Source organism: Erwinia pyrifoliae DSM 12163, from assembly GCF_000026985.1.
GTDB classification, from domain to species: domain Bacteria; phylum Pseudomonadota; class Gammaproteobacteria; order Enterobacterales; family Enterobacteriaceae; genus Erwinia; species Erwinia pyrifoliae.
Map to the genome: position 1 here is coordinate 683036 of NC_017390.1, position 25467 is coordinate 708502.

Consider the following 25467-nt stretch of genomic DNA (forward strand, 5'->3'; position numbering starts at 1 on the left):
CGGGAGTCGATGCCAATGTTCGGTAACGCATTTGGTGCGAAAAAGCGCCGTAGCGACGAGGCTGAAAAGCCATTCTGGATCTCCTATGCGGACCTGATGACGGCGATGATGGTGCTGTTTCTGGTGGTGATGGTGGCTTCGCTGAGCTCAGTCACGCAACGTATACAGCGGGCTGAAGCGGGGGAAAAGCGGCGTGGGCAGGACATCACCCGATTGTGTCAACGTCTGGAATTACGCGCACGCGAGCTGAATAAAACCATCGTGGTGGACTGCCACGACAACCGCATCAGCTTTGGTGAAGCCGGGCGCTTCGACCACAACCGTTTTTTCCTCAATCCCGGCGGGCAAAAAGCGTTGCAGGATGTGGTGCCGTTAGTGCTGGAAGCGGCTGACAGTGAAGAAGGAAAAAAGTGGTTTAAGCAGATTGTTATTGAAGGGTTTACCGATACCGACGGCTCTTATCTGTATAACCTGCATTTATCCTTGCAACGTTCTGAATGGGTGATGTGTAGCCTGCTGGACAGCCGCAGCCCGCTGCAGCAGCATATCAACCCGCACCAGCAGGTACAGATCCGCAAACTGTTTCTGGCCGGTGGCGTATCGTTTAATAACGCCAGAGAGAGTAAAGAAGCCAGCCGCAGGGTAGAGCTGCGTATGCAATTCTACGGTCTCAAAGACAAGCGCGCTGACGATATCCATGATTTCCCGGCGGTGATCGATAAAGAAGTCTGTCAGCTGGTTATGCCGCTATGAGTCAGGCGCTTAATAAACTGTCACGACGTATTGCTGATTCACTCAGCAGGCGGTTTAGCGGTGAGCAATGGCTGCATCATGATTTTGCCCAACTGAGCCTGGCCGGGCATGCCATTGAACAACAGTTTGAAAAGGCAGAAAAACTGCCGCTGCCGCCGCAGGAAAAAAGGCTGGAAGCATTGCGCCGTTTTCGTCTGGCAAAAGAGTTAACGGCGCTGGAATGGCGAATGGTTTTTTATGGCCTTGCGGACAACGATCCGCAGGCACCGCATCGGCCAATACTGCTGGAAGATGACGAAAGTTTCCCCCGGGTTGAGCGCAAAATCTGCGAACTGATTGAAGATAAGACGCTTAAACGCCGGGAGTGGGCGGCATTGTGCTCAAGCTATTTTGCTTATCAAAATGACGCCCCGGATCTCAACCGCCACTGGTGCGTGCTGCGCAGTCATATTTCGCGCGGGTATCAGGTGGTGAAAGCCTCCGTCCGGCGAGAAAAATCATGGATGCGTGTTGTTGAGCATTATCACGATATTTTTACCGCGCAGGCGGGAACGCTGATTGCGCAGCAGATGGTAAACCGTGAGAAAACCGCTTCAGACACGCTGGAGAAGATCGCCCAAATTCCGGAGAGCAGCTGGCTGTGGAAACGTATTTTTACCGTGTTGCTGGCACAGATATATCAAGACAGCGACGACGTTTTCCTTGATAAAATCAGCTGGCTGCTGGAGCAGGCGGTGGGCTGGGCGCGTTTCCGCGATGACATTATGTCCGCCTGTTTAACGCGCTATTATCAGTCCCGATATCGCGAGCAGCCCCACAGCCAGCTAAAGCAAGCGGCACTTGATTACTGGCAAAGCCCGCAGCTCAAAAGCCAGCAGAATAAGTGGCATCAATATGTGGATGAAAATGTTGCGGCGATGGTGCGATCCTGGCTGGCCAAACAGGATTTGACCCACTTCTTTGAATTGCTGCGCGGTAAGGGTGATGTTGATCAGGCGCGTCTGTTTTACTGGCTACGTTTTGCCAACCAGATGGGCTTCACCCGCATCGTAATGGGGCAGGATGCCCGGCAGGATCGCAGCGGCGATTTTGTTCAGTTCCGCGCCGATAACAAAGGCCGTCTTAGCCAGCTGCGCGGCGGGCGTGCTTTAGACAACGCCATGATTATGCAGATTAACGATTATCTGTTTGTCGAGTTTTCTGGCGTTGGCAATGCGATGTATGCCTATCGGATTGGTCAGGCGCCTTTTAATCCGGAAGCGGACCAGCTTGATATTACCACTCAGCTGAAAGACAGACCCCACGAATTATCCTACATTCTGCGCCTTCCCCATCGTCCGCGTGCAGAAGACTATAACAACGGGCGGATCACCGGCTGGATGAAAAAATACGATGATGAACTCCGCCGTCTGGGGATAACCTGTATTGCCGAACAAACCCTTGCTGCTGCGGTTAAACCCAGCCCGATAACGCGTAATCCGCTTCAGCGGCATCATATTGCGTTGCTGAACCCGGTTCGCGATCGGGCCATTCAAAATCTGATTAATACCATGTCTTGTGAGGTTGTTGATAACCGTCAGCGTGGCGGGGTACTTTCGGTGATTGTTGAAAAAAACCAACCCGCTATCGTGATGCAATTGCTCAAGCTGGGCTTTACTGCAACCAATAAAAACCCCCGTCGTTACTGGATTAAATAATGCTAAAACGTCTGCTTAGTCAGTTCACTGGCCATCGCCAACAGGTTGAATCCCGTCTGCGTCATCAGTATCAAATGGAAGATAGCGGACTCAGTTTTTCGTTTGAGCGGGTGACGGACGAACAGTTATGGGCGCTGAAGGCCTGGCTTGAACAGCTGGCGGATGAAGATTATCTGATCGAACTCGCCGATCGCTGGCTACTGACCTGGGATGAACTTTATCGTTTACTGGAGGATGAAGAACATGCCAGCAGCCTGGCTTTGTTGGGCGTACCCGCCATTTTGCCGCTACGGGCCAGCCTGAGTTCTGGCGGCGCGCTCAGCGATGAAGATTTCCAGCTTTATCTGGGTGAATGGCAAGCCAGCGACAGCGGTCGCACGGTTACTGTTAGCCTTGTCAGACCGATATTTAACCATGACGGCCATCCCCGTCTGCTGACAAAGGCTGACTGGCAGTTGATTCAGGGATTAAAACAATTTCACGCCCGGCAACGCTCTGCCCCCGGAGAGTTAACCAATCAGATTGGTTGGGCAAATGTGCGCAAGTTAGCAAAACAGGCCGGAGCGCAGTTTGATGATTACCTGGCGAAAACCGTGGTGGTAAAACCGGCCTCCCTGAAACTCAAACTGCGTAAAGCCACCATTGCCGATACGGCGGTGATTGAAATTGAGCCGTCCTTTGAGGATCAGCCGGAAAATTGGTTGGCGAGTTTTGATCGCAATGCGCAGGTAAATGACACTTATCGCGTGCCCGGGCCGGACGGTGAGTTAAGCCATGTTATTTTTACGCCTGAAGTTAAGGAAGTGCTGTCTTCTGTTCATGCCATTCCCGGTCGGCGCGTGGCAGGCGGTGAGGCACTGTCTTTTGTGCGTAACCCCTATACGTTTTTGGGTGAGCAAGCTGCTGCTGTTATTGCACCTGAAGATCATGAGCAGGCGCTTTATGATGCGCATATTTTCTTCCACCATTTTCGTCTGCTGCCGCGCGTGAGCGAAAAGAATGCTATCGAAGATGTCACGCTACTGTTAGAGCCGATTTCTACTGTACCGCAGCCAGAAACGTCTTTCGTTTTCTCATCACCCTGGGAATTAGAGAGATTTATCAACGAGCTGGGTATCAGCGTGGCTTCTCAAATGCCGGCGGGGCAGTGGCAGGGCTATGAACTCGAACTCAGCCAATTCGGTGAGGCGCAGTGGCTGAACTGTAAGGCATTGCTGACCCGGTGGCAGGAGGAATCGGCGGGAAAAGAGTTTTCTGACGTTCTGGATATCAATAAATACGGTGACCGGGTTATTGGCATCGGTGAATTTGAAAAAATGGCTTCGCCGTGGTTAACCAACGCACAAGGTGAGAACTGGCTACCCGATGATATTGATTTCCCTACCGTTTCAGCGGAGGTATTTAACGGTTGGCAGCAGGATAATCCGCAGCATTTGAGCAGTCTCAAGCAGCGAATAGCTGATGCCGAAGCAAGCGGCGCATCAACTGTCATCGCGCCGTGGAATGACAGGGAGATCCCGCTTGGTTCAGCGCAAGCACTGCTTAAAGCCTGGCAGAAGCAGAGCCAGAGTAAGAATGGTGATAAGGATTTTGCAAAGGAAAACGTTGCGCGGGCAGTGCTGAAGATTGAGCAGAATATTGATGAGCCGATGTATATCAGGCAGCGGCGTATTTCATTGCTTGAAGCTCATCAAACGGGGCCAGAGATCCCTCTTCACCTGAAAGAAGATATTCAGCTTAAGGCGCATCAGAAAAAAGGGATTGCCTGGCTGCAACAGTTATTTCTTAAATCGCCTTACGAGACCACAGGCTGCCTGCTGGCAGATGATATGGGATTAGGTAAAACGCTGCAGATACTGGCCTTGCTGGTATGGAATATTGAGCAAAATCCGGACGGCGAGCCGGGTTTGATCGTCGCTCCCGTCTCCTTGCTGGATAACTGGCAGCGCGAGCTGGACAATTTTTTCTATACCACTGGAATACCGGTGCTGAAATTGTACGGAGACACGATCGGCGCGATGAAATATCGTCAACAGGATATCCCGGTACATTTAAAAGCGCAGGGCATTAAAAGTTTATTGCAACCTGGCTGGCGGGGAGAGGCCAAAATCGTGCTCACGACCTACGAAACATTGCGCGATCAGGAGTTTTCGCTGGCGCGGCAGCCCTGGTCAATTATGGTATGTGATGAAGCGCAAAAAATAAAAAACCCCGCAGCACTTATTACACAGGCAGCTAATGCCGTGCAGGCACGATTTAAAGTCGCCTGTACCGGAACGCCAGTAGAAAATACATTAGTCGATTTGTGGAGCCTGTTCGACTTCGTGCAGCCAGGCCTGCTGGGGGCGCTAAATGAATTTGGCAAACGCTATGTCCGAACGATAGAAAATGAAGATGGCCGTCATCATCGGGCATTAGAGCAACTTCGGCGACTGATTGAACCACAAACGTTAAGGCGAACTAAAGAAGAAGTCGCGGGCGATTTGCCACAAAAAATTGAGGTGGCTGAGTGTAAGGCATTAATGATGTCAGGCATTCAGCGCCAGCTTTACCTCTCATCCATTGGTGCCTGGCAGCAGCAGCAAGATGTAGCGGAAGGTATGCAGGAGGCAGGTACGGGAATGCTTGGGTTGCTGCATAAATTGAAGCTAATTTGCGCACATCCTTTTAGCGTCAACCCGGAACCAGGTTATCGCGAGCATTCACCCAAGCTTAACTGGATGTTGCACACGCTGGATGGGATAAAGCGTAGTGGGGAAGATAAGGTGATTGTTTTCACCGAATTAAGAGACCTGCAACGTGAGCTTCAGCACGCCATTTATCAGCGTTTTGGTTTTCGGCCGGTTATCATTAATGGTGATACCAGTACCAAAAGTAATAGCCAGAATAGCAGGCAAAAGCTGATTGATGACTTCCAGTCACAGCCCGGTTTTGACGTCATTATCCTTTCTACCGTTGCTGTCGGATTTGGTGTAAATGTGCAAAAAGCTAACCATGTTATCCATTTCACGCGCTGCTGGAACCCGGCGAAAGAGGATCAGGCTACCGATCGTGCTTATCGTATTGGGCAAACTAAAGATGTTTACGTCTATTATCCAACGGTGAGAGACAGTGAAGTGACGACATTTGAAGAAACGCTGGACGAACTTCTCAACAGACGTCGATCTCTTGCCAGGGATATGCTTAGTACGTCGTCTGATTTATCAGGTGCTGATTTCGACGTCGTACTGCAAGATATCATTTAAGTAACACGATGGGGTAAGCACAGTGTAAAACAAGGCCATATTGTGGCGAAGCACCGTCCGAGGAGCTGGCGGTGTGATAACAGCATGAAAGAGAGCGGCAATGGCCTATCTGACTCGATTCAGATAAAAAGGGGACGTCGTCAGACGGTTTCCCATCAGAGTTATTCTTACCGGGTCGCCATGGAGTGGTGCTGAACCAGCGACAATGATGGGTAGCCCGGACCATCATCATCGAACAGCTCAAGATAAAGGCGATAATGCTAAGAACGGGCATTGGCGTAGAAGCGTGGTGCGTAAAGTTTATCATGCAGTCGCACGACATATTTTGTATTCTGCCAGCAGTGCACGTTTATCATCATGGTACAAATAATCCATTTCTTATACGTCAGTGTTAAATGCCCTCACGTATTTTCAATGGATTGAGCAAGGTTCATTGACTCAGGCGGTACAGTTCGATATAGGTTTCATGGAAGAAAGCCAGCTCGATATTGAGCGTATGCGGGCAACGGCCACTTTCCATCCCATCCGCAGCGCCACTCAGCCTCACTCGGTAAATGCTGTTTTTCCTATTACTTTGCCATGAACTGCAATCTCTGTGGCATGGCATTCAAAGGATGCGGGGCCATTCTCAACGCGTATTCTGTCGCCCGGCAGACGGTAAACATTTTTGATGCTTTTAAAACCGTCGATTTCAATCAGCCAGCGCCCATCATTGATCTCACCGGTAAGTTCATCCACCAGGTAAATCGATTGTTCAAACTTAACCAGCAGCAGTGATGCGCTTTGATGGGGAATCAATCGGGCATCATAGCTCACCCAATCTGAAGAAGTGTATGCCCCATTGGTGATTTCATGGCATTGCAACGTTAATGCGGATGAGGTGCCGGCAGAGGAAAACGCCTGCCCTTCACCGGTGGTAAGCCACAGCAGCGATGCGCCGGTATCAAGATGGCAGGCAATCAGCCAGTCGTGAGGGAAGTTATCGCGCATCCAGCGGTTGGCCATGGTGCTTTGTGACACGCCAAGATGATCGCACAACGCCTGTCTGGTGGTTAATCCATAAGCCTGCAGGATGCGGGTTATGGCTGCCTTTCCACCACTCTGAGATAAGAAGTTAAATCTCGTCATCCGTTTTGGGTTGTCATTAGGGGCAGGCATATGGTCATTAAGCTCCTGGTATGGCTGTCGCGATAGCGACGGATAGATTTGGATAGTGAATTATACAACACAAACTGATGATTTATGCATCATAAAAACCACGGATTTTATTGCGTCCCGGCATCAATTTTGTGGTATCTGCACGTCAGGTTATCCAGAATGCGTTCTGTCGGCGTACCGGCGACAAGCCTACCTGTGCCCGTCAGGCGCTTTGTGAAGGGTATAAGCTTGTTCCAAACAAGGTTGCAGTGCCATAGCCTGATGAAGTGAACAGGTTCGTGCTGACGATTGAAACCGTTTATTTTGTCGTCTTCAAAAGCAGCTGTATGTGTGTTAATTCAATCGGCTTTATTTTCTTGAACACGATGATGAGCTTTACCATCTTCTATGCCCCAATTTAGGTAACGTTCAAGCTCCCTGATTTGATCGGTATCAAACCGCCTGTCGGTAGCAACTGATTAGGTCACTCACCGAGATCGACAGTAATCAGAAAACGCGCTGCAAACGTCATGTGACGGTATGTGCATTTCTGGCGCTCTCTGCACTAACCTCAAAATGATGAATAGAGTTGATGTGATAACTCATAATGGTTATGCGAACGACTAATAATTGATATTCATTGCACACAACTGATGATAAAGCCAAAAAACATTTTACATTTTAAAATGGCTTCTATACTGTTTATAAAAACATATGTAATAATGTACAGTTTTCCTATCAGGAGGGAACATGCAAGACTATCTTTTTGAGTCAGTCAAGCTACAGCGCATTGATTTTTTTATCAAACTTGTTGCGGCGAGTGAATGCGATGAAGAGGAAAAAAAACTTGCTATTCAGTGGGTTTGTGAACTCACAAATGAATTGATGGCAAAAATACGGAGTCATCAATCCACCAGGTCCACAAACCATCTCGACCCATGAGGCTGTACTGTACAAGTAAAGACGTGTTTAAAAAAAAGATCGGCCATGCAGCCCTTAAAGTTCCTTAAAGAAACAGGCATGTTTTTTCGCCAGGATAGTTTGGACTGACCCCACAACGGTAGACAAATTCTGTCCTCACGACGAGGCCTGTTCAAAGGCCTCCGGGCTGACGCCACCGAGATGGCTGTGACGCCGGGCCCGGTTGTAGAACACTTCAATGTAATCGAAGATATCCGCGCGGGCCAGATCCCGTGTTTTATACATCCGCTTTCTGATCCGTTCTTTTTTCAGTGAACTGAAGAACGATTCGGCCACGGCATTATCCCAGCAGTTACCACGCCGGCTCATACTCGGGACCAGGTTATTGGCCCGGCAAAACCGTTGCCAGTCGTCGCTGCCGTACTGGCTGCCCTGATCGCTATGCACAATCACCTCGCCGTCCGGTTTTCGTCGCCAGACCGCCATCATGAGCGCATCCAGTGCCAGTTCGCGTGAGAGGGTGGGCTTCATCGACCACCCCACCACGTTACGGGCAAAGAGGTCGATAACCACCGCCAGATACAACCAGCCCTGCCAGGTGCGGATGTAGGTGATATCGGTCACCCAGACCTGATTGGCCCGGACAACAGTAAACTGCCGCTGCACGCGATTAGGGGCAACCACTGAAGGTCTGCCAGCAATACGACGCGGAGCTTTATAGCCGCGCACGGCTTTAATCCGGTTCAGTTGCATAATACGGCCCACCCGGTTTTTACCGCAGGTTTCCCCGATTTCGTTCAGGTCGCCATGAACCCGCCGGTAACCGTATACGCCTCCGCTCAGTGAATATGAGTCACGGATAAGCGTCAGCAGACGCTGGTTATCTTTATCACGCGCCGAGACCGGGTTGTGCAGCCACGCATAGAACCCGGCCCGGGCGACATGAAGTACCCGACACATCGTCATCACACCCCATACAGTGCGGTGCTCATTGATAAAGCGGTACTTCAGTCGGGCTCCCTTGCAAAGTACCGCGCGGCCTTTTTCAGGATATCCCGTTCTTCTTCGGTGCGTTTTAGCTGCGCCCGTAGTTTCAGGATCTCGCTTTTGGCTTCCAGTAAATCCCGGGCATGCTGTTCGCTGTTATCAGGTTTGACAGCCCGAAGCCACTTGTAGAGACTGTGTGCAGAGACGCCCAGACGGTCNGAAACTTCAGCGACGGAATAGCCGCGTTCCGTTATTTGACGGACGGCTTCTTCTTTAAATTCAGGTGTAAATCGTGGTGTGCCCATACGTTCCTCCTATGCTCAAAATATACGGTAGGATCGTCTACTGGCATAGGGGCAGTCCAAATATACGGTAGGATCGTCTACTGGCATAGGGGCAGTCCATAAAGGCCATTGCTCATAAAACTTATCTCGCTCTGTAAACTTCCGTCATTTTGGCTTTTTCACCTTTCCCTTTTGGAACACATATCGTCAGCTTTTGGCCGCACCCGGGCCATTTGCGCGACGTTGATGTTCGCCGCACAAGCCTTGCCAGCTCGCGTTTTCTGACTGCGCCTTGTGTGTTTGAGTGCACAAAGTGCGCGCATTGTCAATGACCTTAATCCCCGCAAACATAGGGTATCAGCGTGTTGTTTTCACTTATACGCGTGATACGCGAGCCGTGGTCTTGCAGTACGATCCTATGCCTCAAGCGCGGCGCATGGGGCTGCATCACACAGAGGAACTTAACCAATGAAAATATGTGCTCATCAAACTAACACGGGAATCGCCCTCTGCGGGCGTGCTTACGGGCCTACCCAGGATGGTAATGCACAGGCATCACGGGCCTGCCCGGGCTGTGTCCAGTTAAGGGAATAGGGAAAATGATGTGTCTTGAGCGGGTTAGCGCTTTGATCTCTTACAACGTCGCTGTACAGCTGACGTGGCTGGGCCATCTGTCTCTAAAGGATGTTTCGACACTGGCCGGTATGCTGACTGGCATACTGATGCTGGCTATTAACTGGCATTACAAACACAAATCTTGGCAGCTGCTGCGCCGTGGCCAAATCACGCGAGGGGAATATGAATCATTCAATCGTTAAACATTGTGCTGTCGGCGCGGTACTGGCTGCTGCTGCCATGCTGCCGAAATATCAGCAGCTGCATACCTCACCAGATGGGCTGAAACTGTTGGCGGACTATGAAGGCTGTCATCTGATGCCTTATCAGTGCAGCGCCGGGATATGGACGGACGGCATCGGCAACACCGAAGGCGTGGTATCGGGCCGCAGCATTACCGGGCAGCAGGCAGCAGGGAATTTAATCACCAATGTACTGCGCGTTGAATCAGCACTGGCGCAGTGTTTGACGGAACCTGTGCCGCAGTCAGTGTATGACTCGCTGGTCTCTCTGGCCTTTAACGTCGGTACCACTAAAACCTGTGGTTCGACGATGGTGAAGCTGCTAAACGAAAAGCGCTGGCGTGACGCCTGCCAGCAGCTGCCGCGCTGGATCTATGTTAAAGGCGTGTTCAACCCGGGGCTTAAAAAGCGCCGCGCAAGGGAGATGGCGTGGTGCCTGACCGGAATATGATACGCGCACTGGTGGTGATGTTAGTGCTGGTAGTGCAGGGCTGGCAGTCGTGGCAGCGAAGCGAAGACCGCAACATTATTGAAGAGCAGGCGGTAACGCTGAAAAGCCAGGCGCAGGCGCTTAACAAACAGAACGGCCAGCTTATCGGCCTTGCCATTTTGACCAAAACCAACAGTCGGGAGCAGATGCGGCTTTATGCGGCGGCGGAACACACCACCGCGCTATTGCGCCAGCGTCAGCGCCGGATTGAGGAGCTAAAACGTGAAAACGAAGATTTACGCCGCTGGAACGACACTTCTTTGCCTGATGATATTATCCGGCTGCGCAGCAGACCGGCGCTCACCGGAGGCGCATCTTACCGTGAGTGGCTGTCCCGAAGTGACGCCGTGCCGGCTGGAGAGGTCCGCTCCGCGCGATAATGGTGATCTGAACGCCGTTCTGGATGAAACAGAGGCTGCATGGGCGGCCTGTGCTGACAAAGTCGACACCCTAATTAACTGGCAGAAGCGAGAAAGCGAACAAGCAGCAAAACTTAAACAGCGCACTGACCTCAATCCGCGATAACTCCGTCAGACGCTTGCCTGTGCCTTTGGAAACAAACGACTTGCTGGCGGCAAGCGGGGACGGTTCGATGCCGCAGGATCACCGCCGCCAACACTCAACGCACAGCAAACTGGCGTCCGGTTCGGGGAGGCACGCGGTTACGGTTTGTTGTGGGATAAGCGGGCAACTATCGGGGAACGATCGTTTCGTCGTCCTGTGGTACTGTAAACAGTCATTAACGATAACAGGAAGAGAAAATGATTTGGGTAGCAGTCGATTATCTTTCTCTGTATCTATCTTTTTTTACCCATTAACGGGACTGTCCGGGTAATGGGCGGGGGATATTTTTTATAACTTGCTACAGGTTGTTGAGAGTGTGGTACCAGCGCGTGTTGCACCAGGGTGTTTCAATATGAGCGGCGAGCCTGTTTTGCCATATATTCATTTTTATTTCCCTGTTCGGCTTGTAGTGTGAGCTGGCCGCTGAAGGCCTGATTGAACTGGCGATTTTAATCGAATGTGCGGTGGTGAGAATAAAACCCAGCGCTTGATAAACCAACGAATACTTTACTCCACGCCTTACTGATATTTTTTCTGAGGTGCAGTGAAGTGGACAGTGTCTTGAAGAATTCAGGCATGGAAGTAAATCTCACTGGATATTTTATCATGTCGCTTTTTATCCGTTATTGAATATTAAATTCATAAATTGGCAATAGTTACTTGCCTTGCGTCACTATAAATTGGTTATTTCCGGAGGCGATTTTTCTTCAACTATCAACGAAACTGTTATTGCTGATATGACGATAAAATTACCTTCTGGAAATCTTTAATGATGTTTCTGATAACGTCCCTGATGTCTTGCCAGGCTTCGGCGGTGGTCGCCCATGAGGGAGCAGTTTTCAATAGAGGCTGTCGAATCCCTGTGACTCGCTCCACAGGCGATTAAACTCCTGCTGGTACATTGCTGCCAGTGCCGGCGCATTTCGCACCAGAAGCACGTTTTCAGCGTTGCGCTTCGCGGCGTTGGATGTGTAGTTAAATGAGCCAGTCTGTACCGTGTTGCTGTCAATGACCATAAATTTATTGTGCATGAAGATGTATTGCGCGTTCAAACGCACCGGCACGTCCTGGTTAGTCAGGAAGGTAACTGCGGTGTACTTATCGTTATTGGCCTTTGCATCGGCTACCAGCCGTACAGATACTCCACGGTTCTGGGCGGCGATGAGTGCGGCTGCAATGGGGTGACTGGTGAAGCTGTAAGCCGCTATATCAATGCTTTGCTCTGCACCATTAATGGTGCTCAACACGATCTGCAATGCGGCCTGGCCCGCAGAAGGAGAAAAGCCGACGGAAATTTCAGGTGCGTCTGTGGCGACCGCCGGGGGGGACATGATGATAGCCAGCACAAAAAATATCGATTTACGCATGATTGTTAACTCCAGTTTTAGCTTATTGAGGGGGAATTAAACAGGTTACGGGTCTTTTTATGGACGACTACCACTTTATTATCGCGCTAGGAATAAAGAGATAACCAGGCAACATTTCACTGACGCAGCCGGGATTATGATGTGTCCTTAGCCGCCCGCAGCGCCAACCGGGTAATGCCTGTCTCAACCAGCTGCACGCATGTTGGAGTGATAAAGACAATATCAACAGTGGGGGCAGTAGCGAGCATTGACTCAGGCCCACCAACAGGCAACAGGACTGAAATCCGGAGAGATGAAATAATCTGTCCGGTGTTTATTGCGTGAATTACCCTCGGCTAAGAAGTTCAGATATAACAAATAATCAGTAAAGGTGACTTTATTATCCGAATCCGTCATGCCTCAAGATATATAGGTATTGATCGCATTTTTTTCATACGTAAGTTTAGCTCATCACGCTTCACGTATTTGCCGATTTTTCGGATGTTGAATTATTTTTAATGGTTATTCCATTTCGAAGGGGATTTATTGTTAATTATATTAACATTAACAGCTGCTTCGATCTTGCGGGATTTTGCGAGGCAGTGCTCAGTTTCTGAAGAAAATCGTTTTACTGCATTGATGGCCGGCGGTAAGGGTTATTACGTAAAGAAGATAAAGCATAGTGATTATTCAGAATCAGCCATTCAGCAAAAGGCCAGATGGAGTAAGTCGCAGAATGAATATCGCTATTACTGGTAAGGGTAAATTACTGTGCTATTTTCTGCTTTTTCTACCCAATCCTACCCGTTTCCGTGTCGGGAAGGTGACGTATGCTATCACTGTCCTGAGAGTTTGATCATTTCATATCACTGCCTGTCATTTCTTATAAAGGAACCAGGCCTGTGATAAATACAAGGCAATTTTGTCAAGTTTTAGCTGCCGTTAGTCATGGCGGAATGATAAGTGATTGTCTTGAAAGATTCATAATCTCAACGGAAGAAAGCTATTAATTTTTCTGTGTAACCCAATATGTCACCTAATCCCTGGCACCACCAAAAAGTAATTTGGAACTTAAGGAATTTACTGGCCTTTCTGGCGCTAAACTGAAAGACATTATGTGGTTTATACATTTCCGATCGTCATCTGCGCTTTGCCTGATAGCGGTGACTTTTCTCATCGCAGCTGCCGGGGGATCGCGTAAATACGAGAAGGCGACCCCGGCGCAATGACAGTGCAGCAAATACGGGGTGGCTTCGTTCCAGCTACGGCCGGCAGCAGCGCGAGACGAACGGCATATGGCGATGCGGGTAAAACTCAGAGGCCTAAAAGCGCCAATTGTTGAGGATCCTGGATCATCAGCGAACTGCCCCATAATCTGGCATCGGGTAAAGCTGTTGTTGCACATAATGGTTTTTTTGATTTTTTTCTCTTTATGGATTTTTTACTTCCCAAAATGGAACTACTTGATATTATTATAGCTCAATATGGAATATTAAAGGTACGCAATTATGATGAATTGTCCGTTATGTGGTCGGTCGGCCCACACCAGAAGCAGTTTCCAGGTTTCAACGGAAACCAAAGAGCGCTATAATCAATGCACCAATATTGAATGTGGGCACACATTCGTCACGCATGAAAGCTTTGTCCGAACGGTCAGCCGGCCGGCAAAAATCAGTTCAGCACCGCCGCATAATAAAGGAGTGCAGGAAAAACGCGTATCGTAGCCCGTTTTTGACTGCACCAAAATGCTGGCATCTGTTCCTGTCGAGGCCGCATCAGCGGCCTTCTACTCTGCTCAATACGGATTAAAGGCTTCCCGTCTGAAGTTGAACTGGCTGGAAACAGTCAATGCGCGGCCCAGGCTTACCTGGCGAAAAAGCACCGTACTCTGCCGAGGAAATGGCCCCCCCGTATCCTGACTGATGATTTTCTGGTCTCCGTTCAGGCATGTCCTCAGGAGGTGACGTGATGGCCACCGGATATTAGATAGTCAAAGGGGATAAACCCGCTGTGGCGGCACCGTTTTAAAGGGTTGTCTCGAAAAAAACGGGGAGAAAATAACAGCTATAAATTTTCACTACCCTGTCTTTTTAGTCGCTATAGCTAACCCCTCAGATCAGAGCGCAGGTGATAACGGAAATCTCACGGGATACTTTTGCGGCACTGGCCGCCATAAACAAAAAAGCCACTCCTTGCAGAGTGGCTTAATTATATGATTTTAGAGCTAAAATTTGGTGGCCCCTGCTGGACTTGAACCAGCGACCGAGCGATTATGAGTCGCGCGCTCTAACCAACTGAGCTAAGGGGCCTGTGGCGCGGGATTATAGTGTAACTGCGCGGTACGATCCAGCATTTAACATCTGATTGCTGTATTTCCAGGCAAACTCACTATGCCGGGAAGCAGTTGAATCTTAAACTTTATCTTGCCAGCTTCAGTTATCACGCACCTTCAGCGTCAGGGATCGGCGCTATAGCTTAATCAGATATCGGGGATTCATCCGTTTGCCGCTGTTCGCCACGCCCGCCAAGCTTTCTTGGCGGGCGGGAGATAAGTGTGTTCATCATGCCATGCTTCATCAGCAGAACATTGCCGTGCTGCGCCAGCTGTTCTGCCGCGCGCTGCTTAGCCTGCTCGTGAAATTCAACTTTTCCGCTATAGCCAAACAACCCCAGGGCGCGCAGCAGCGGCAGCCATATAAACGGTGGCAGAGCGGGAAATGCCAGCGGCATCACCAGAAGTGTCAACTCACTATAAAGCGCAACAACCCTGTTTGCAGTCTTGCCGAGCTTCTCCAGCGATGAACGCGCACGCGGCAGCGGGCTGGTGACAATAATATCCGCCAGCCCGGAAAGGTGCAGGCTACTGTCCGGAGGTCGATCGCAAATTTCAGCCAGATCCCAGGTTTCGCACCATCGCGTCATTGCCAGCGCGGAGCGGCGACCGGACAGCGAGTCATTGGGTTAACCGTGGCGCATCGGTGTGATGGTCATCATTTTTTCGCCTGGTCGAGGGCTGCTTTCAGCATCTTAACTTTCGCCCGGTACGCTAACAAATCTGCAGTTTTTCGAGCTGTCATCTGTTTGTCATACAAAGTGGTTATAGTTCTGGGTGGCACCCGGTGCGCAACATGTAAGAATAATCCTTGTTTTCTGGCTTTATTCCTGGGTGGAAAGAATATTTTCATTTTTCTTTTCATTGTATCACAATGATTTAATTAACTATTAATGGTTATTGTGATGCAGGGCTTCGAAAAAACGCTTCTAAAATTGGTAAGACTACTTGATTTATCTACACGCGTAGATACAATGAAGGGGTAGTGAAAATTCACGGTGTTTGATAATTGTCAGCTACCACAAGGTCACATTTGTTTTACGTTACTTATGCGGCTGGTCATTTTGGACCGTCGGCGTAAAGCGAATATAGCGTTCCAACACCAGGGAACTTTATAACGATCCTTAGTTATGGCTTTTTAACATCGCATCTTCACTGGCGAATTTTCCTCCACTGAGGAGTGTGTACCAGGGAAGGTGCAAAACAGAGCTCCTCACCTCAGGGAAATTTTCATGTCTACACCTCAAAACCATGCACAGGATATGGCTTTATCAGCCGTTTCTGCGGCAGATGAACGTCTCACCACTCGCGAAGGGCGCAAAGATTTCTGGCGCGCCACCCTGTCATGTTGGCTGGGTACTGCGATGGAATATGCCGATTTTGCGCTATACGGACTGGCCGCCGGTATTATTTTTGGCGATGTCTTCTTCCCCGAATCGACGCCTGCCATGGCACTGCTTTCTACCTTCGCTACCTGGTCGGTTGGTTTTATTGCCCGCCCGATTGGTGCACTCTTCTTCGGTTGGCTGGGTGACCGTAAAGGTCGCAAAACGGTAATGATCTCTACCATTATCCTGATGGGCGTCTCAACCACCCTTATTGGTCTTATTCCCAGCTACGCGTCGATTGGCCTGTGGGCGCCGGCCTGTTTAGTGCTATTGCGTTTCAGTCAGGGCTTCGGTGCCGGGGCGGAACTCTCCGGAGGCACGGTGACGCTGGCCGAATATGCGCCTACGCGGCGGCGCGGCCTTGTTTCCTCGATCATCGCACTGGGTTCAAACAGCGGTACGCTATTGGCTTCCCTGGTTTGGCTGGCGGTGGTGCAGATGGACCAGCAGTCACTGCTGGAATGGGGCTGGCGCATTCCGTTTCTGTGCAGCTCGCTGATTGCGCTGGTCGCGTTGTGGATCCGCCGTAACCTGAAAGAAACTCCGGTATTCGAACGTAAAAAAGCCGAGATGGAAACGCAGCGTGCACAGGTGCTGGCTACACGGTCACAGGTCCAGGATACGCGTTCTTTCTGGCGTCGTAGCCGTGCTTTTCTGACCATGGTCGGTCTGCGTATCGGTGAGAATGGTCCTTCCTATCTGGCCCAGGGCTTTATTATCGGCTATGTGGTCAAAGTGCTGGCGGTAGATAAGTCGGTCGCCACCAGCGCGGTCTTAATTGCTTCACTGCTGGGCTTTCTGATCATACCGCTGGCTGGCTGGCTTTCGGATCGCTTTGGTCGCCGCATTACTTACCGTTGGTTCTGTCTGCTGTTAATCATCTATGCTTTCCCGGCCTTTATGCTGCTGGATTCGCGTGAACCCGCCATTGTCATTGCCACTATTGTGACGGGCATGGGGCTGGCATCGTTGGGGATCTTTGGCGTGCAGGCAGCGTGGGGCGTGGAAATGTTTGGCGTGCATCATCGCTATACTAAAATGGCCACGGCCAAAGAGCTGGGGTCGATTCTATCTGGTGGAACAGCACCGCTGGTGGCGGCGGCACTGCTTTCCTGGACAGGGCACTGGTGGCCGATTGCCACCTATTTTGCGGTGATGGCGACTATTGGTTTCCTTACCACCTTCGTGGCACCGGAAACGCGTGGGCGCGATCTTAATGCGGCAGAAGATGCGATATAACGACGAACTGACAGCGTCGTGATAGATGGGCCAGAGATTTTCTCTGGCCTTTATCGTTTCGATATATGGGGGGTATCAGCAGTGGCGAAACAGGTTAAGCAGCGCGCCACCCGAGCCGATGTGGCGCAGGAGGCTGGCACGTCGGTGGCGGTGGTCAGTTACGTTGTCAACAACGGTCCGCGCCCGGTCGCTCCCGCAACGCGCGAAAGGGTACTGGCTGCGATCAAGAAAACCGGTTATCGGCCGAACAATGTCGCTCGGGCGCTGGCTTCAGGCACCACCAAAACCTACGGGCTGGTGGTGCCAAATATTGATAATGCGTTTGTTGCCTCTCTCGCTCATGAACTGCAACAGGAAGCGTTAGCCAACGATATGGTCATGCTGCTGGGCGATGCCGGCGACGATCGCAAACGCGAGCTGCAGCTGATCAATAACCTGTTGAGTCAGCAGATTAACGGGATCATTTATGTCAGCGTCGACCGCCATCCCTATATTGATGTTTTGCAAGCCAGCGGTACGCCATGCGTTATGCTCGACCGCGTCGATCCGGCTTTGCAGGTCAATGTGCTGCGCGTGGATGAGCGTGAAGCCGCGCGTCAGGTGACATCTCACCTGCTGAGTCATGGCTATCAGCAGGTGGGCATTATCTGCGGTCCGCTGGAAAGGCTTAACTCGCAGGACAGGCTGCATGGCTGGCGCGAGGCGCTGGCAGAATATGGCGTGCCGGAGCGCCCTGAGTGGATCTTCTCCACGCCTTATACCCGTCAGGGAGGCTATCAGGCGGCACAGCGAATGTTACAGGGCGGAACACTTCCGCGCGCGCTGTTTGCCACCAACGAGGCACAGGCCATTGGCTGTATTCGTGCCTTATCGGAGCACGGTATCAAGGTGCCGGATGACGTCGCGCTGGTGTGTTTTAACGGAACTGACCAATCTGCTTATCACCTGCCGTCGCTGACGACCGCTCGTCAGCCGGTGCGTGAAATGGCAAAGGCTGCCATCAAAATGCTGGCGAACTGGAACGGAGAAACCGTGCTACGTGAGTTTTCTCATCAATTAGAAATTGGCGAGTCTTGCGGCTGCAAGCTGGTCAGATAAAAAGATAACATCAGATGAAACGATTAATTATTGACTGCGATCCGGGGAATGGAATTGCAGGTGCCAACGTTGATGACGGGCTGGCTATCGCGTTGGCGCTGGCCGCGCCAGAGATTTCACTGGAACTGGTCACCACCGTAGCGGGGAATACCCCAAGCGAGATTGGTTACAGCGTGGCAAGAGATCTGATCGAGCGCGCAGGTCAATCGGTGCCGGTGATTAAAGGGGCGGATGCGGCGTTAATTGAACCCAGTGCACCGTGGCGTGGTGTCCTGGATTTGCGGGTGCACCAGCAGCAGTTGGCGCATCTTTGGCAGGGCGTACGCCAGCCACAAGTTTATTTACCGCCGCCGGAAGAAGCAGCCGATGCCATCGGACAACTGATTTGCGCCAATCCGGGTGAGATAACGCTGGTGGCAATTGGTCCATTAACTAACGTTGCTCTGGCGCTGGAACGTTACCCGCAGATGGCTGATGCGGTGCAGAAAATTGCCATTATGGGCGGCGTATTTGCGCTGGATGACTTTATCAAAGACACCAACTTTGGTATCGATCCTGAGGCGGCACACAAAGTGCTGACCAGCGGGGCGAACATCACGCTGGTGCCGATGGATGTCACCAGCCAAACGCGAATGACCCATCAGGATCTCGACCGTATTGCGCAAATAGACACGCCGCTGGCGCACTTTGTGACCGAGACGCTGCGCCCGTGGATCGATTACTCCATGCAAACCCGACGTCTGGCGGGTTGCTGGATACATGATGCGCTGGTCGTCGCCTGGCTGCTCAACCAGCAGGTAGCGACCGCTGGTGACTATTTTGTCAATGTTGAACTGCGGGAAGGCATGACGCGCGGTAAATCATGGCGTTATCGCCACCCGCTGCGGCTTGATGTCGGTATTGGTCAGCCGCAGGGCAGCCCGGTGCAGGTATTGCAAACGGTTGATAACGCATTACTGCTGGCTATGTTGGAACAGTATCTGGCACAGCCATTGGGGTAATGGCAGATCGCCTGGGCGAGCCTCTGCTTTCATTCAGGTCCGCCCGTCAGATCATTTCATTGACCGCTGCCAGCGCCAGCGGTCAATGGCCAGCAGAACTGGCAGGCTCACGCCCATCACCGGTAAACTCACCGCGACCAATACCGTCAGCACCAGCAGCATCAGACGAATGCCGGGAGTTAACTGCCGCCAGCATCCCAGCAGCGTAGCGAACGGGGACGTTTCTCCCGCCTGCGGACGTCGTAACCACCACATGCGGTAGCCAATCACAATCATCAGGCACAGCCCGAGGCCAAACAGCGCCAGTACCAGCTGATTGGCTATGCCGAACAGTACGCCCATATGCGCATCCACCCCCCAGCGCGTCAGCCTGGCCAGCAGGCCAAATTGCGCGAACGTTACTTTATCAACAATCGTATTATTCTGTGGATCCACCGCCACGCTGTCCACCTGGGTCGGCCAGCGGTGGTCTGTCTCGGTTACTGTCCAGGCCTTATCCGTACGATAAGCCGGGCGGATTTCCAGCTTCGCCGCATCAATGCCTGCTGCGCGCGCCGCATGCAGTACGCTATCGAACCGGGCTGGATTGATGGTAACCGCCTCGCCGCCGTGCATTATCATGCTGTGGCCGTGGTGCCCGGCATGCTCGTCCATTGCCATATCCATCGCCGGGGCGGGTTGAAGTGAGGTATTTACCACCGGCGTCATCCAGCCAAAATGGCTGCGCAACAGGGCGATGTTATCCCCGGCCCAGCGTGACCAGGTTAGCCCGGTGGCAGAGAAAAACACCATTCCGAGCAACAACGCCAGGCCAACAGCCGTGTGCCATCGGCGAAATCGCCCCAGGCGCCGTGCCGGCGGGGGTTGGGGAGTTGACGATTGACGGCGCGCGGCGCGGTTGCTTGCCCACAGCAGCGCCCCCCCGAATGCGGCAACCCACAACCAGCTGGCCGCCAGCTCACTGTAAATACGGCCGACATCGCCCAACAGCAAATTGCGGTGCAGGTAATCCAGCCAGGTACGCAGGGGGAGTATGCCGCTGGTGCCGTACACCGTCATGACGCCGCGTACCTCCAGGGTTTTTGGATCGATAAATACTGCGCGTGTTTCCGAGGGAGCAAGATCGGCTCGGTAAAACATCACGCGGGTGGTTTCCCCCTGGTAGGGCGCGGGGCGCACGGCGGCAATCTGCGCGTCTGCGCCGATAAACTCACTGGCGCGAACGACCTGAGCGGAGAGCGGCTGGTCAGCACCAGATGATGAAATGAACAGCTGCCGTTGATAAAGCACCTTCTCCAGCTGCGGGGTGACAACGTACAGGGTGCCGGTGAACGCGGCGATAAAAATAAACGGGGCGATAAACAGCCCAATATCGAAATGCAGACGACGCAGCAGCGGTAGCAGGCTGCTGCGGGCAGAGGTGGCGTGCGCGGGCGCATGCCGGATTTGTTCTGACATAAACTCTTCCATCCGCCTGTTTACCAGGCATAAACCACGGGCTGCGGGGATTTCCCACAGTCAATATGTCACGGGATTAACGTCAAGCTCGGTAGCGGGGTGGGGCGCGTGGGTGGAAGAAGCCTGGGGTAAAAAGGGTCGGCGGCGGCGGGGATCGCGTCACGTCCGGGATCCCCGCCGCCAGTAAGGCTGACCATAGCAGCAATGACGGCAGCAGATCGAGCGGCAGATGCACCAGCAGCAGGCAGTAGCCGCAGGCGCTGTCATCCATTACCGGCAGCACCGGGCGTTTGGTATTGTCGGCAGCTGAATCGGCTGCGGCCAGCGAACGATCGTCCGCTGATATATCCCACTCTGCCTCCATCGCCATGCCCATGGCGTGATGCATCATCATGCTGTCGCCGCCGCGTTGCTGCGCCAGTGATTTTGAAATCACCGGAGCGATAAACAGCAGCAGCATGGCCAGCAGGGCAGAGCAGGCGGCAAAACGGCGATGTGTGACAGAGTGCAGGATCGTCAACATCCTTCTCAGAACCAGGAATATTCTGTGGGATTGTACTGGAATTTACGGCGCGAGGTAAAAAGGAATACTGTCGAACGTGCTTATTTTGGCGAAATAACCTTGATGATGACCGGCGGGCTTTTTCACCGCCGCCAGCACTGACCATCGTCTGCTGTCCGGCAGACAGGCCATCATTGTCATACTGAAAACCTGTTGAGGAGCCTGCATGGCGGGTCACGATATCGGATTGACGCATATGGCATTTGTCATTGCGGATCGGCCAAAAAACATCGGTTTTTACCCGCACGGCACCGGAATGCAGATAATACATCAGCGGGAGCCAGCTATTGCTGCGGCGGAGAAAGTCGCCTGGCTGTCCGGTTTAACCCGATCGTGTGCGCTTGCCTGGTGCAGACGAGCACCAGGCAAGATATGCCGCTGGGGGCATTTGGCCATCCTGGCGTTGCCTGTGCCAGCCGTGAAAAGCTGGCTGACAACGCGCAGATGGCGCGGCAAGAAGGGGGTTGCGGCGTGCACCGCCACCGTTAGCACAGCCGGTAGGCTATGGCGCATTTCTTGCCGATCCGTACGGCAATACGCTTGAGCTGTTACAGGGTTAGCAGGTCTGTCTGGAAGTGATGGCGGTCGGCAAAGCCTACTCCCGCAGCGGAGATTGTGTTGTACGGCTAATGATTCGTCTGGTAACACAATATCGCTTACATTTACATTCTGATGCGAAGACTGACAAATGCGCCCGGGGTCATGCTGCAATGACATGATATAAACAAATAATTAACATCTTACTCCGCCTTCAGACAGGAAACAGCCTAATGCTCAACTGGACTTCCACCCAGCGCAATGTGGCGTTTGCCAGCTTTGCCAGCTGGACGCTGGACGCATTTGACTTCTTTATTTTGGTCTTTGTGCTTAGTGATATCGCCGTCAACTTCCACACCCGTATTTCCGAGGTCTCGCTGGCGATAATGCTGACGCTGGCGGTACGGCCTGTCGGCGCGCTGCTGTTTGGCCGTCTGGCGGAAAAATATGGCCGCAGGCCGATCCTGATGGTCAATATCATCACTTTCACCCTGTTTGAACTGCTGTCCGCCTGGTCGCCGACGCTGGAATGGTTCCTGATTTTCCGCGTGATTTACGGTGTGGCAATGGGCGGCGTGTGGGGCGTGGCTTCATCGCTGGCGATGGAAACCATACCTGACCGTTCACGGGGATTGATGTCCGGGGTATTCCAGGCGGGTTACCCATGCGGTTATCTGCTGGCTTCGGTGGTTTTCGGCCTGTGCTACTCGCTGGTGGGCTGGCGCGGTATGTTCCTGATAGGCGCACTGCCGATCCTGCTGCTGCCGTTTATCTGGTTTAAAGTGCCTGAATCGCCGGCATGGCTGGCAGCGCGTCAGCGCAAAGAAAACGTGGCGCTGCTGCCGGTGCTTAAAAGCCACTGGAAGTTGTGCGTTTATCTGGTATTGCTGATGGCCTGCTTTAACTTTTTCAGCCACGGTACGCAGGATCTCTACCCGACCTTCCTTAAAGTGCAGCACGGACTGGAACCGCACATCATCAGCATTATTGCCATCTTCTATAACATTGCGGCGATGCTGGGCGGGGTTTTCTTTGGCGTACTGTCGGAGAAAATTGGCCGTAAAAAAGCGATTATCATCGCAGTTATTCTTGCGCTACCGATATTGCCGTTATGGGCCTTCTCCAGCGGTTCCTGGGCCATCGGTATCGGCGCGTTTCTGATGCAGTTTATGGTGCAGGGTGCCTGGGGCGTGGTGCCGACTTATCTGAGCGAACTGGTACCCGCAAATGTGCGTGCGGTACTGCCGGGGTTTGTCTACCAGCTGGGAAACCTGATTGCTTCGGTGAATGCCACCTTGCAATCCGGCATTGCGGAAGCGCACGGTAATAATTACGGGCTGGCGATGGCTATCGTTGCCGCAACGGTAGCGGTGCTGATCTGCCTGATTGTTGCCGTCGGTCGTGAAACGCGCGGTATCAGGATTTCGGGCCAGTCTTAGCATCTTACGTAACGGGCCGGCCTCAGCAGCCGGCCAGCCCACCTTAAACGGTGATAAAGCGCGCCGCCGCCGGATATCAATGCGGTAACCCGTAAGTGAATACTTTTTTTTGCTAATAAAAAGTTAAATCAGAGAGGCTGGCTCGCAGCGCCGTTCGGCCGGGTGTTATACGATATCTGCAGGTTTACCGAGCGGTCTGTTTAACGCGTCCTGAAGGTGGATAACCCTGTTACGCCCCCGGCTTTTAGCCAGGTATAATGCGCGATCGGCATGGGCCAGCGCCTTGTCAAAGTCATCTGCCATTAAGGGCGCAATCCCCACGCTGATGGTGACGTGAGTAGCGACCTTATTGTTGAATCGGTGGGGGATCTCAAGACCCAGAACGAACTCACGAATACGTTCGGCCTGCTTTATGGCCATGGATTCGGTGGCGTTAGTCAGTAATACCAGAAATTCTTCTCCGCCATAGCGGGTAACAATATCACGGGAGCGCACCGCGTCGCGGATAGCCACCGACACGCGCGTCAGCGCCTGATCGCCCATCGCGTGACCGTAATTATCGTTATAGGCTTTGAAGTGGTCGATATCCAGCAGCATAACATAATGGTTGCCCATGTGTTTATCGAGGATATCCGCCAGCCGGTTCTTAAGCCCGCGTCGGTTATACAGCCCGGTCAGCGGGTCCAGCATACTCAGGTCACAGTAGGTTTCCTTCTCTTCATAGAGCTGGCGAACCAGACGCCGGGTGAACTTATCGCTCTGCCGCTGCATCAGATGATGCAGAGTAAAACCCATCAGCGGCAGAATAATGATAAACAGGATGATCAGCATATTTTGGCTTTTATCGAGCGTCAGTACGGCGATCGAAGCCGGTGCTGTATGCAGGATAAAGGCCGGCAGATAGTCACCCAGCGCAATAGCGCTGATAAATAATACGCTGACCAGCGCGACCAGAAGATAAGCGCCATCAAGAAATAAACCCTGCTGATACCTGATAATGATATGCCATGCCCAAAGTATTCCGATTAACGCCGCCGCGAGATTTAATAGCGGTAACTTTATTGCAGGTTTTAACAGCATTAACGCGATTATGCCGGCACTGGTGACGATAATGGCGATGGTCGGCACGGTGACAGTCAATGTTGCATGATGAATAACGCGAAGGATGCAAAAGGTTGCCGTAGCGGTGTTGAGGAAAAGAAATAGCATCAACGACAGCCGTTGCTTGCTGTCCAGTAACTCATCGTAGCTTTGCAAATTCATTATATTTACTCGTGACTGCCCTGAAATATCAACGTGCCAACACCGTTAAGCCACTGATTCATAGTGGAATAGCTTAGAGTCGTTATGGTGAGAATTTTCTGGAGTGTGGTTGTCAATCTATCATTTAAAAACAGCACTGTCATCAGCAAGGAGAATTCCCCAACAATTGTTGCTGCAAATTGATAATGATTACCATATGATATTGGTAATCATTATCAATTAAGACGTTAAGGGGATGCCGGATAATGTTCAAAAGAATGGATAGTGGCTGGGGCGTGCTGGTGCCCTGTGCAATGATGCCATTGCTGGCGCTGATGAAACTGTCATTTGGCGAATGGCGCGTGCTGATGGTGGCGGCGTTTCTGGCAACCGTGTTAATGCTGTTTCATCAGCGCCTGCGTCACTTTCTGCTGCTGCCGTCCTGCATTGCTGTGGGCGGTGGGCTTGCTGCGGTCTCGGCGAATTTCAGCTCGATATAAAGGGTTCATGGGCAGTGGCGATGAAAAAATGACAGGGCGTGTTGACTGGCGTCAGAGGTTCAGATGCGGGGAGACAGGGGGATTAATCAGTGGGATTCAACATGGTGCGAAGAGAGGGACTTGAACCCTCACGTCCGTTAGAACACTAACACCTGAAGCTAGCGCGTCTACCAATTCCGCCACCTTCGCGCAGATGCTGCGTAATATGAATATCGTGGTTTTTGGTGCGAAGAGAGGGACTTGAACCCTCACGTCCGTTAAGACACTAACACCTGAAGCTAGCGCGTCTACCAATTCCGCCACCTTCGCATACCCGCAATATAACAAGGTTATATCGCAACCACGGAGGCGCATTCTAGAGGTTTTACCCGGTACGTCAACAGTTATTTC

The 25467-nt window shown here is 51.9% G+C and carries 23 protein-coding genes and 3 tRNA genes; 14 read left to right on the forward strand and 12 right to left on the reverse strand.

What is annotated here, in order from left to right; translation table 11 throughout:
• Window positions 1-15 precede the first annotated feature (15 nt).
• Genes zorB1 through zorD form a run of 3 tightly spaced genes read left to right on the forward strand, consistent with a single transcriptional unit; the run spans window position 16 to window position 5695 of the window.
• Window positions 16-753 carry a type I Zorya anti-phage system protein ZorB1 gene (gene zorB1 / locus EPYR_RS03070; RefSeq protein ID WP_012666949.1) on the forward strand — a complete coding sequence of 246 codons (738 nt, stop codon included), beginning with the start codon at window positions 16-18 and terminating at the stop codon, window positions 751-753.
• On the forward strand, window positions 750-2450 hold the full coding sequence (gene zorC, locus EPYR_RS03075; RefSeq protein WP_012666950.1) for a type I Zorya anti-phage system protein ZorC: 1701 nt from the start codon (window positions 750-752) through the stop codon (window positions 2448-2450). Before zorB1 ends, zorC begins: the two co-directional genes overlap by 4 nt.
• Window positions 2450-5695: a type I Zorya anti-phage system protein ZorD gene (zorD, locus tag EPYR_RS03080; RefSeq protein WP_012666951.1), complete on the forward strand. Its 3246-nt coding sequence runs from the start codon at window positions 2450-2452 to the stop codon at window positions 5693-5695. Before zorC ends, zorD begins: the two co-directional genes overlap by 1 nt.
• A gap of 543 nt (window positions 5696-6238) precedes the next feature.
• Here the strand turns inward: zorD and EPYR_RS03085 are convergent.
• Window positions 6239-6853, reverse strand: coding sequence for a phage repressor protein CI (locus tag EPYR_RS03085; protein WP_012666952.1), 615 nt, complete (start codon window positions 6851-6853; stop codon window positions 6239-6241).
• A gap of 729 nt (window positions 6854-7582) precedes the next feature.
• On the opposite strand from EPYR_RS03085, the gene EPYR_RS03090 reads away from it, so the two are divergent.
• Entirely contained in the window at window positions 7583-7774 is a 192-nt protein-coding gene (locus EPYR_RS03090; protein WP_012666953.1) for a hypothetical protein, read from the forward strand.
• Window positions 7775-7909: 135 nt separating this feature from the next.
• On the opposite strand, the gene EPYR_RS03095 is transcribed toward EPYR_RS03090, so the two are convergent.
• A protein-coding gene (locus EPYR_RS03095) for an IS3 family transposase (protein ID WP_104945024.1) occupies window positions 7910-9045 on the reverse strand; the annotation gives its coding sequence in 2 pieces (ribosomal slippage) (window positions 7910-8799 and window positions 8799-9045; 1137 coding nt in all).
• 581 nt (window positions 9046-9626) lie between these two features.
• Here EPYR_RS03095 and EPYR_RS03105 point away from each other — a divergent pair.
• From EPYR_RS03105 to lysC, 4 genes are read left to right on the forward strand one after another with little or no spacing between them, the layout of a single operon-like run.
• The gene (locus EPYR_RS03105) at window positions 9627-9842 is read left to right on the forward strand and encodes an HP1 family phage holin (RefSeq protein ID WP_104945199.1); all 216 of its coding nucleotides are present in this window, start codon (window positions 9627-9629) and stop codon (window positions 9840-9842) included.
• Complete coding sequence (locus EPYR_RS03110; RefSeq protein ID WP_012666956.1) at window positions 9823-10332, forward strand: lysozyme; 510 nt, start codon at window positions 9823-9825, stop codon at window positions 10330-10332. The genes EPYR_RS03105 and EPYR_RS03110 overlap by 20 nt, the downstream gene beginning before the upstream one ends.
• Window positions 10329-10751 (forward strand): Rz-like lysis system protein LysB, encoded by a 423-nt coding sequence (gene lysB / locus EPYR_RS03115; protein ID WP_012666957.1) that lies wholly within the window; start codon window positions 10329-10331, stop codon window positions 10749-10751. The genes EPYR_RS03110 and lysB overlap by 4 nt, the downstream gene beginning before the upstream one ends.
• Window positions 10639-10896: an Rz1-like lysis system protein LysC gene (gene lysC, locus EPYR_RS20945; protein WP_104945143.1), complete on the forward strand. Its 258-nt coding sequence runs from the start codon at window positions 10639-10641 to the stop codon at window positions 10894-10896. Before lysB ends, lysC begins: the two co-directional genes overlap by 113 nt.
• Before the next feature lie 878 nt (window positions 10897-11774).
• On the opposite strand, the gene EPYR_RS03120 is transcribed toward lysC, so the two are convergent.
• Complete coding sequence (locus tag EPYR_RS03120; protein ID WP_012666958.1) at window positions 11775-12302, reverse strand: phospholipase D family nuclease; 528 nt, start codon at window positions 12300-12302, stop codon at window positions 11775-11777.
• A gap of 1487 nt (window positions 12303-13789) precedes the next feature.
• On the opposite strand from EPYR_RS03120, the gene EPYR_RS18840 reads away from it, so the two are divergent.
• Window positions 13790-14005: an ogr/Delta-like zinc finger family protein gene (locus tag EPYR_RS18840; RefSeq protein ID WP_014538548.1), complete on the forward strand. Its 216-nt coding sequence runs from the start codon at window positions 13790-13792 to the stop codon at window positions 14003-14005.
• 508 nt (window positions 14006-14513) lie between these two features.
• On the opposite strand, the gene EPYR_RS03125 is transcribed toward EPYR_RS18840, so the two are convergent.
• Together EPYR_RS03125 and EPYR_RS03130 are read right to left on the reverse strand one after the other, a co-directional pair.
• Window positions 14514-14590, reverse strand: a tRNA-Ile gene (locus EPYR_RS03125).
• A gap of 166 nt (window positions 14591-14756) precedes the next feature.
• Entirely contained in the window at window positions 14757-15203 is a 447-nt protein-coding gene (locus tag EPYR_RS03130) for a hypothetical protein (protein ID WP_012666960.1), read from the reverse strand.
• Window positions 15204-15845: 642 nt separating this feature from the next.
• On the opposite strand from EPYR_RS03130, the gene EPYR_RS03140 reads away from it, so the two are divergent.
• The 3 genes from EPYR_RS03140 to EPYR_RS03150 all read left to right on the forward strand — a co-directional run bounded on the left by EPYR_RS03140 (window position 15846) and on the right by EPYR_RS03150 (window position 19339).
• Window positions 15846-17240 (forward strand): MFS transporter, encoded by a 1395-nt coding sequence (locus EPYR_RS03140; RefSeq protein WP_012666961.1) that lies wholly within the window; start codon window positions 15846-15848, stop codon window positions 17238-17240.
• A gap of 81 nt (window positions 17241-17321) precedes the next feature.
• Window positions 17322-18338, forward strand: a complete 1017-nt coding sequence (locus EPYR_RS03145; RefSeq protein WP_012666962.1) for a LacI family DNA-binding transcriptional regulator — start codon at window positions 17322-17324, stop codon at window positions 18336-18338.
• A gap of 14 nt (window positions 18339-18352) precedes the next feature.
• Entirely contained in the window at window positions 18353-19339 is a 987-nt protein-coding gene (locus EPYR_RS03150) for a nucleoside hydrolase (protein WP_012666963.1), read from the forward strand.
• A 51-nt stretch (window positions 19340-19390) separates the two neighbouring features.
• Here EPYR_RS03150 and EPYR_RS03155 read toward each other — a convergent pair whose 3' ends face one another.
• The 4 genes from EPYR_RS03155 to EPYR_RS21490 form a co-directional block, all read right to left on the reverse strand.
• Window positions 19391-20809 (reverse strand): PepSY-associated TM helix domain-containing protein, encoded by a 1419-nt coding sequence (locus EPYR_RS03155; RefSeq protein WP_012666964.1) that lies wholly within the window; start codon window positions 20807-20809, stop codon window positions 19391-19393.
• Between the two features lie 70 nt (window positions 20810-20879).
• Window positions 20880-21320, reverse strand: a complete 441-nt coding sequence (locus EPYR_RS03160; RefSeq protein ID WP_012666965.1) for a DUF2946 domain-containing protein — start codon at window positions 21318-21320, stop codon at window positions 20880-20882.
• Window positions 21321-21362: 42 nt separating this feature from the next.
• Window positions 21363-21500, reverse strand: coding sequence for a hypothetical protein (locus EPYR_RS21615; RefSeq protein WP_162013506.1), 138 nt, complete (start codon window positions 21498-21500; stop codon window positions 21363-21365).
• A 129-nt stretch (window positions 21501-21629) separates the two neighbouring features.
• A complete protein-coding gene (locus EPYR_RS21490; RefSeq protein ID WP_157861010.1) occupies window positions 21630-21872 on the reverse strand; it encodes a hypothetical protein in 243 nt (80 codons plus the stop codon).
• A 257-nt stretch (window positions 21873-22129) separates the two neighbouring features.
• Between EPYR_RS21490 and EPYR_RS03170 the strand changes: the two genes are divergently transcribed.
• On the forward strand, window positions 22130-23335 hold the full coding sequence (locus EPYR_RS03170) for an MFS transporter (RefSeq protein WP_012666967.1): 1206 nt from the start codon (window positions 22130-22132) through the stop codon (window positions 23333-23335).
• A 165-nt stretch (window positions 23336-23500) separates the two neighbouring features.
• Here EPYR_RS03170 and EPYR_RS03175 read toward each other — a convergent pair whose 3' ends face one another.
• The gene (locus tag EPYR_RS03175; protein ID WP_012666968.1) at window positions 23501-24598 is read right to left on the reverse strand and encodes a GGDEF domain-containing protein; all 1098 of its coding nucleotides are present in this window, start codon (window positions 24596-24598) and stop codon (window positions 23501-23503) included.
• A 245-nt stretch (window positions 24599-24843) separates the two neighbouring features.
• Here EPYR_RS03175 and EPYR_RS03180 point away from each other — a divergent pair, with 245 nt between their 5' ends.
• Window positions 24844-25077 carry a DUF1435 domain-containing protein gene (locus EPYR_RS03180; protein WP_012666969.1) on the forward strand — a complete coding sequence of 78 codons (234 nt, stop codon included), beginning with the start codon at window positions 24844-24846 and terminating at the stop codon, window positions 25075-25077.
• A 102-nt stretch (window positions 25078-25179) separates the two neighbouring features.
• Here EPYR_RS03180 and EPYR_RS03185 read toward each other — a convergent pair.
• Window positions 25180-25266: transfer RNA gene (locus EPYR_RS03185), tRNA-Leu, on the reverse strand.
• Window positions 25267-25299: 33 nt separating this feature from the next.
• Window positions 25300-25386: transfer RNA gene (locus EPYR_RS03190), tRNA-Leu, on the reverse strand.
• Window positions 25387-25467: the final 81 nt, after the last annotated feature.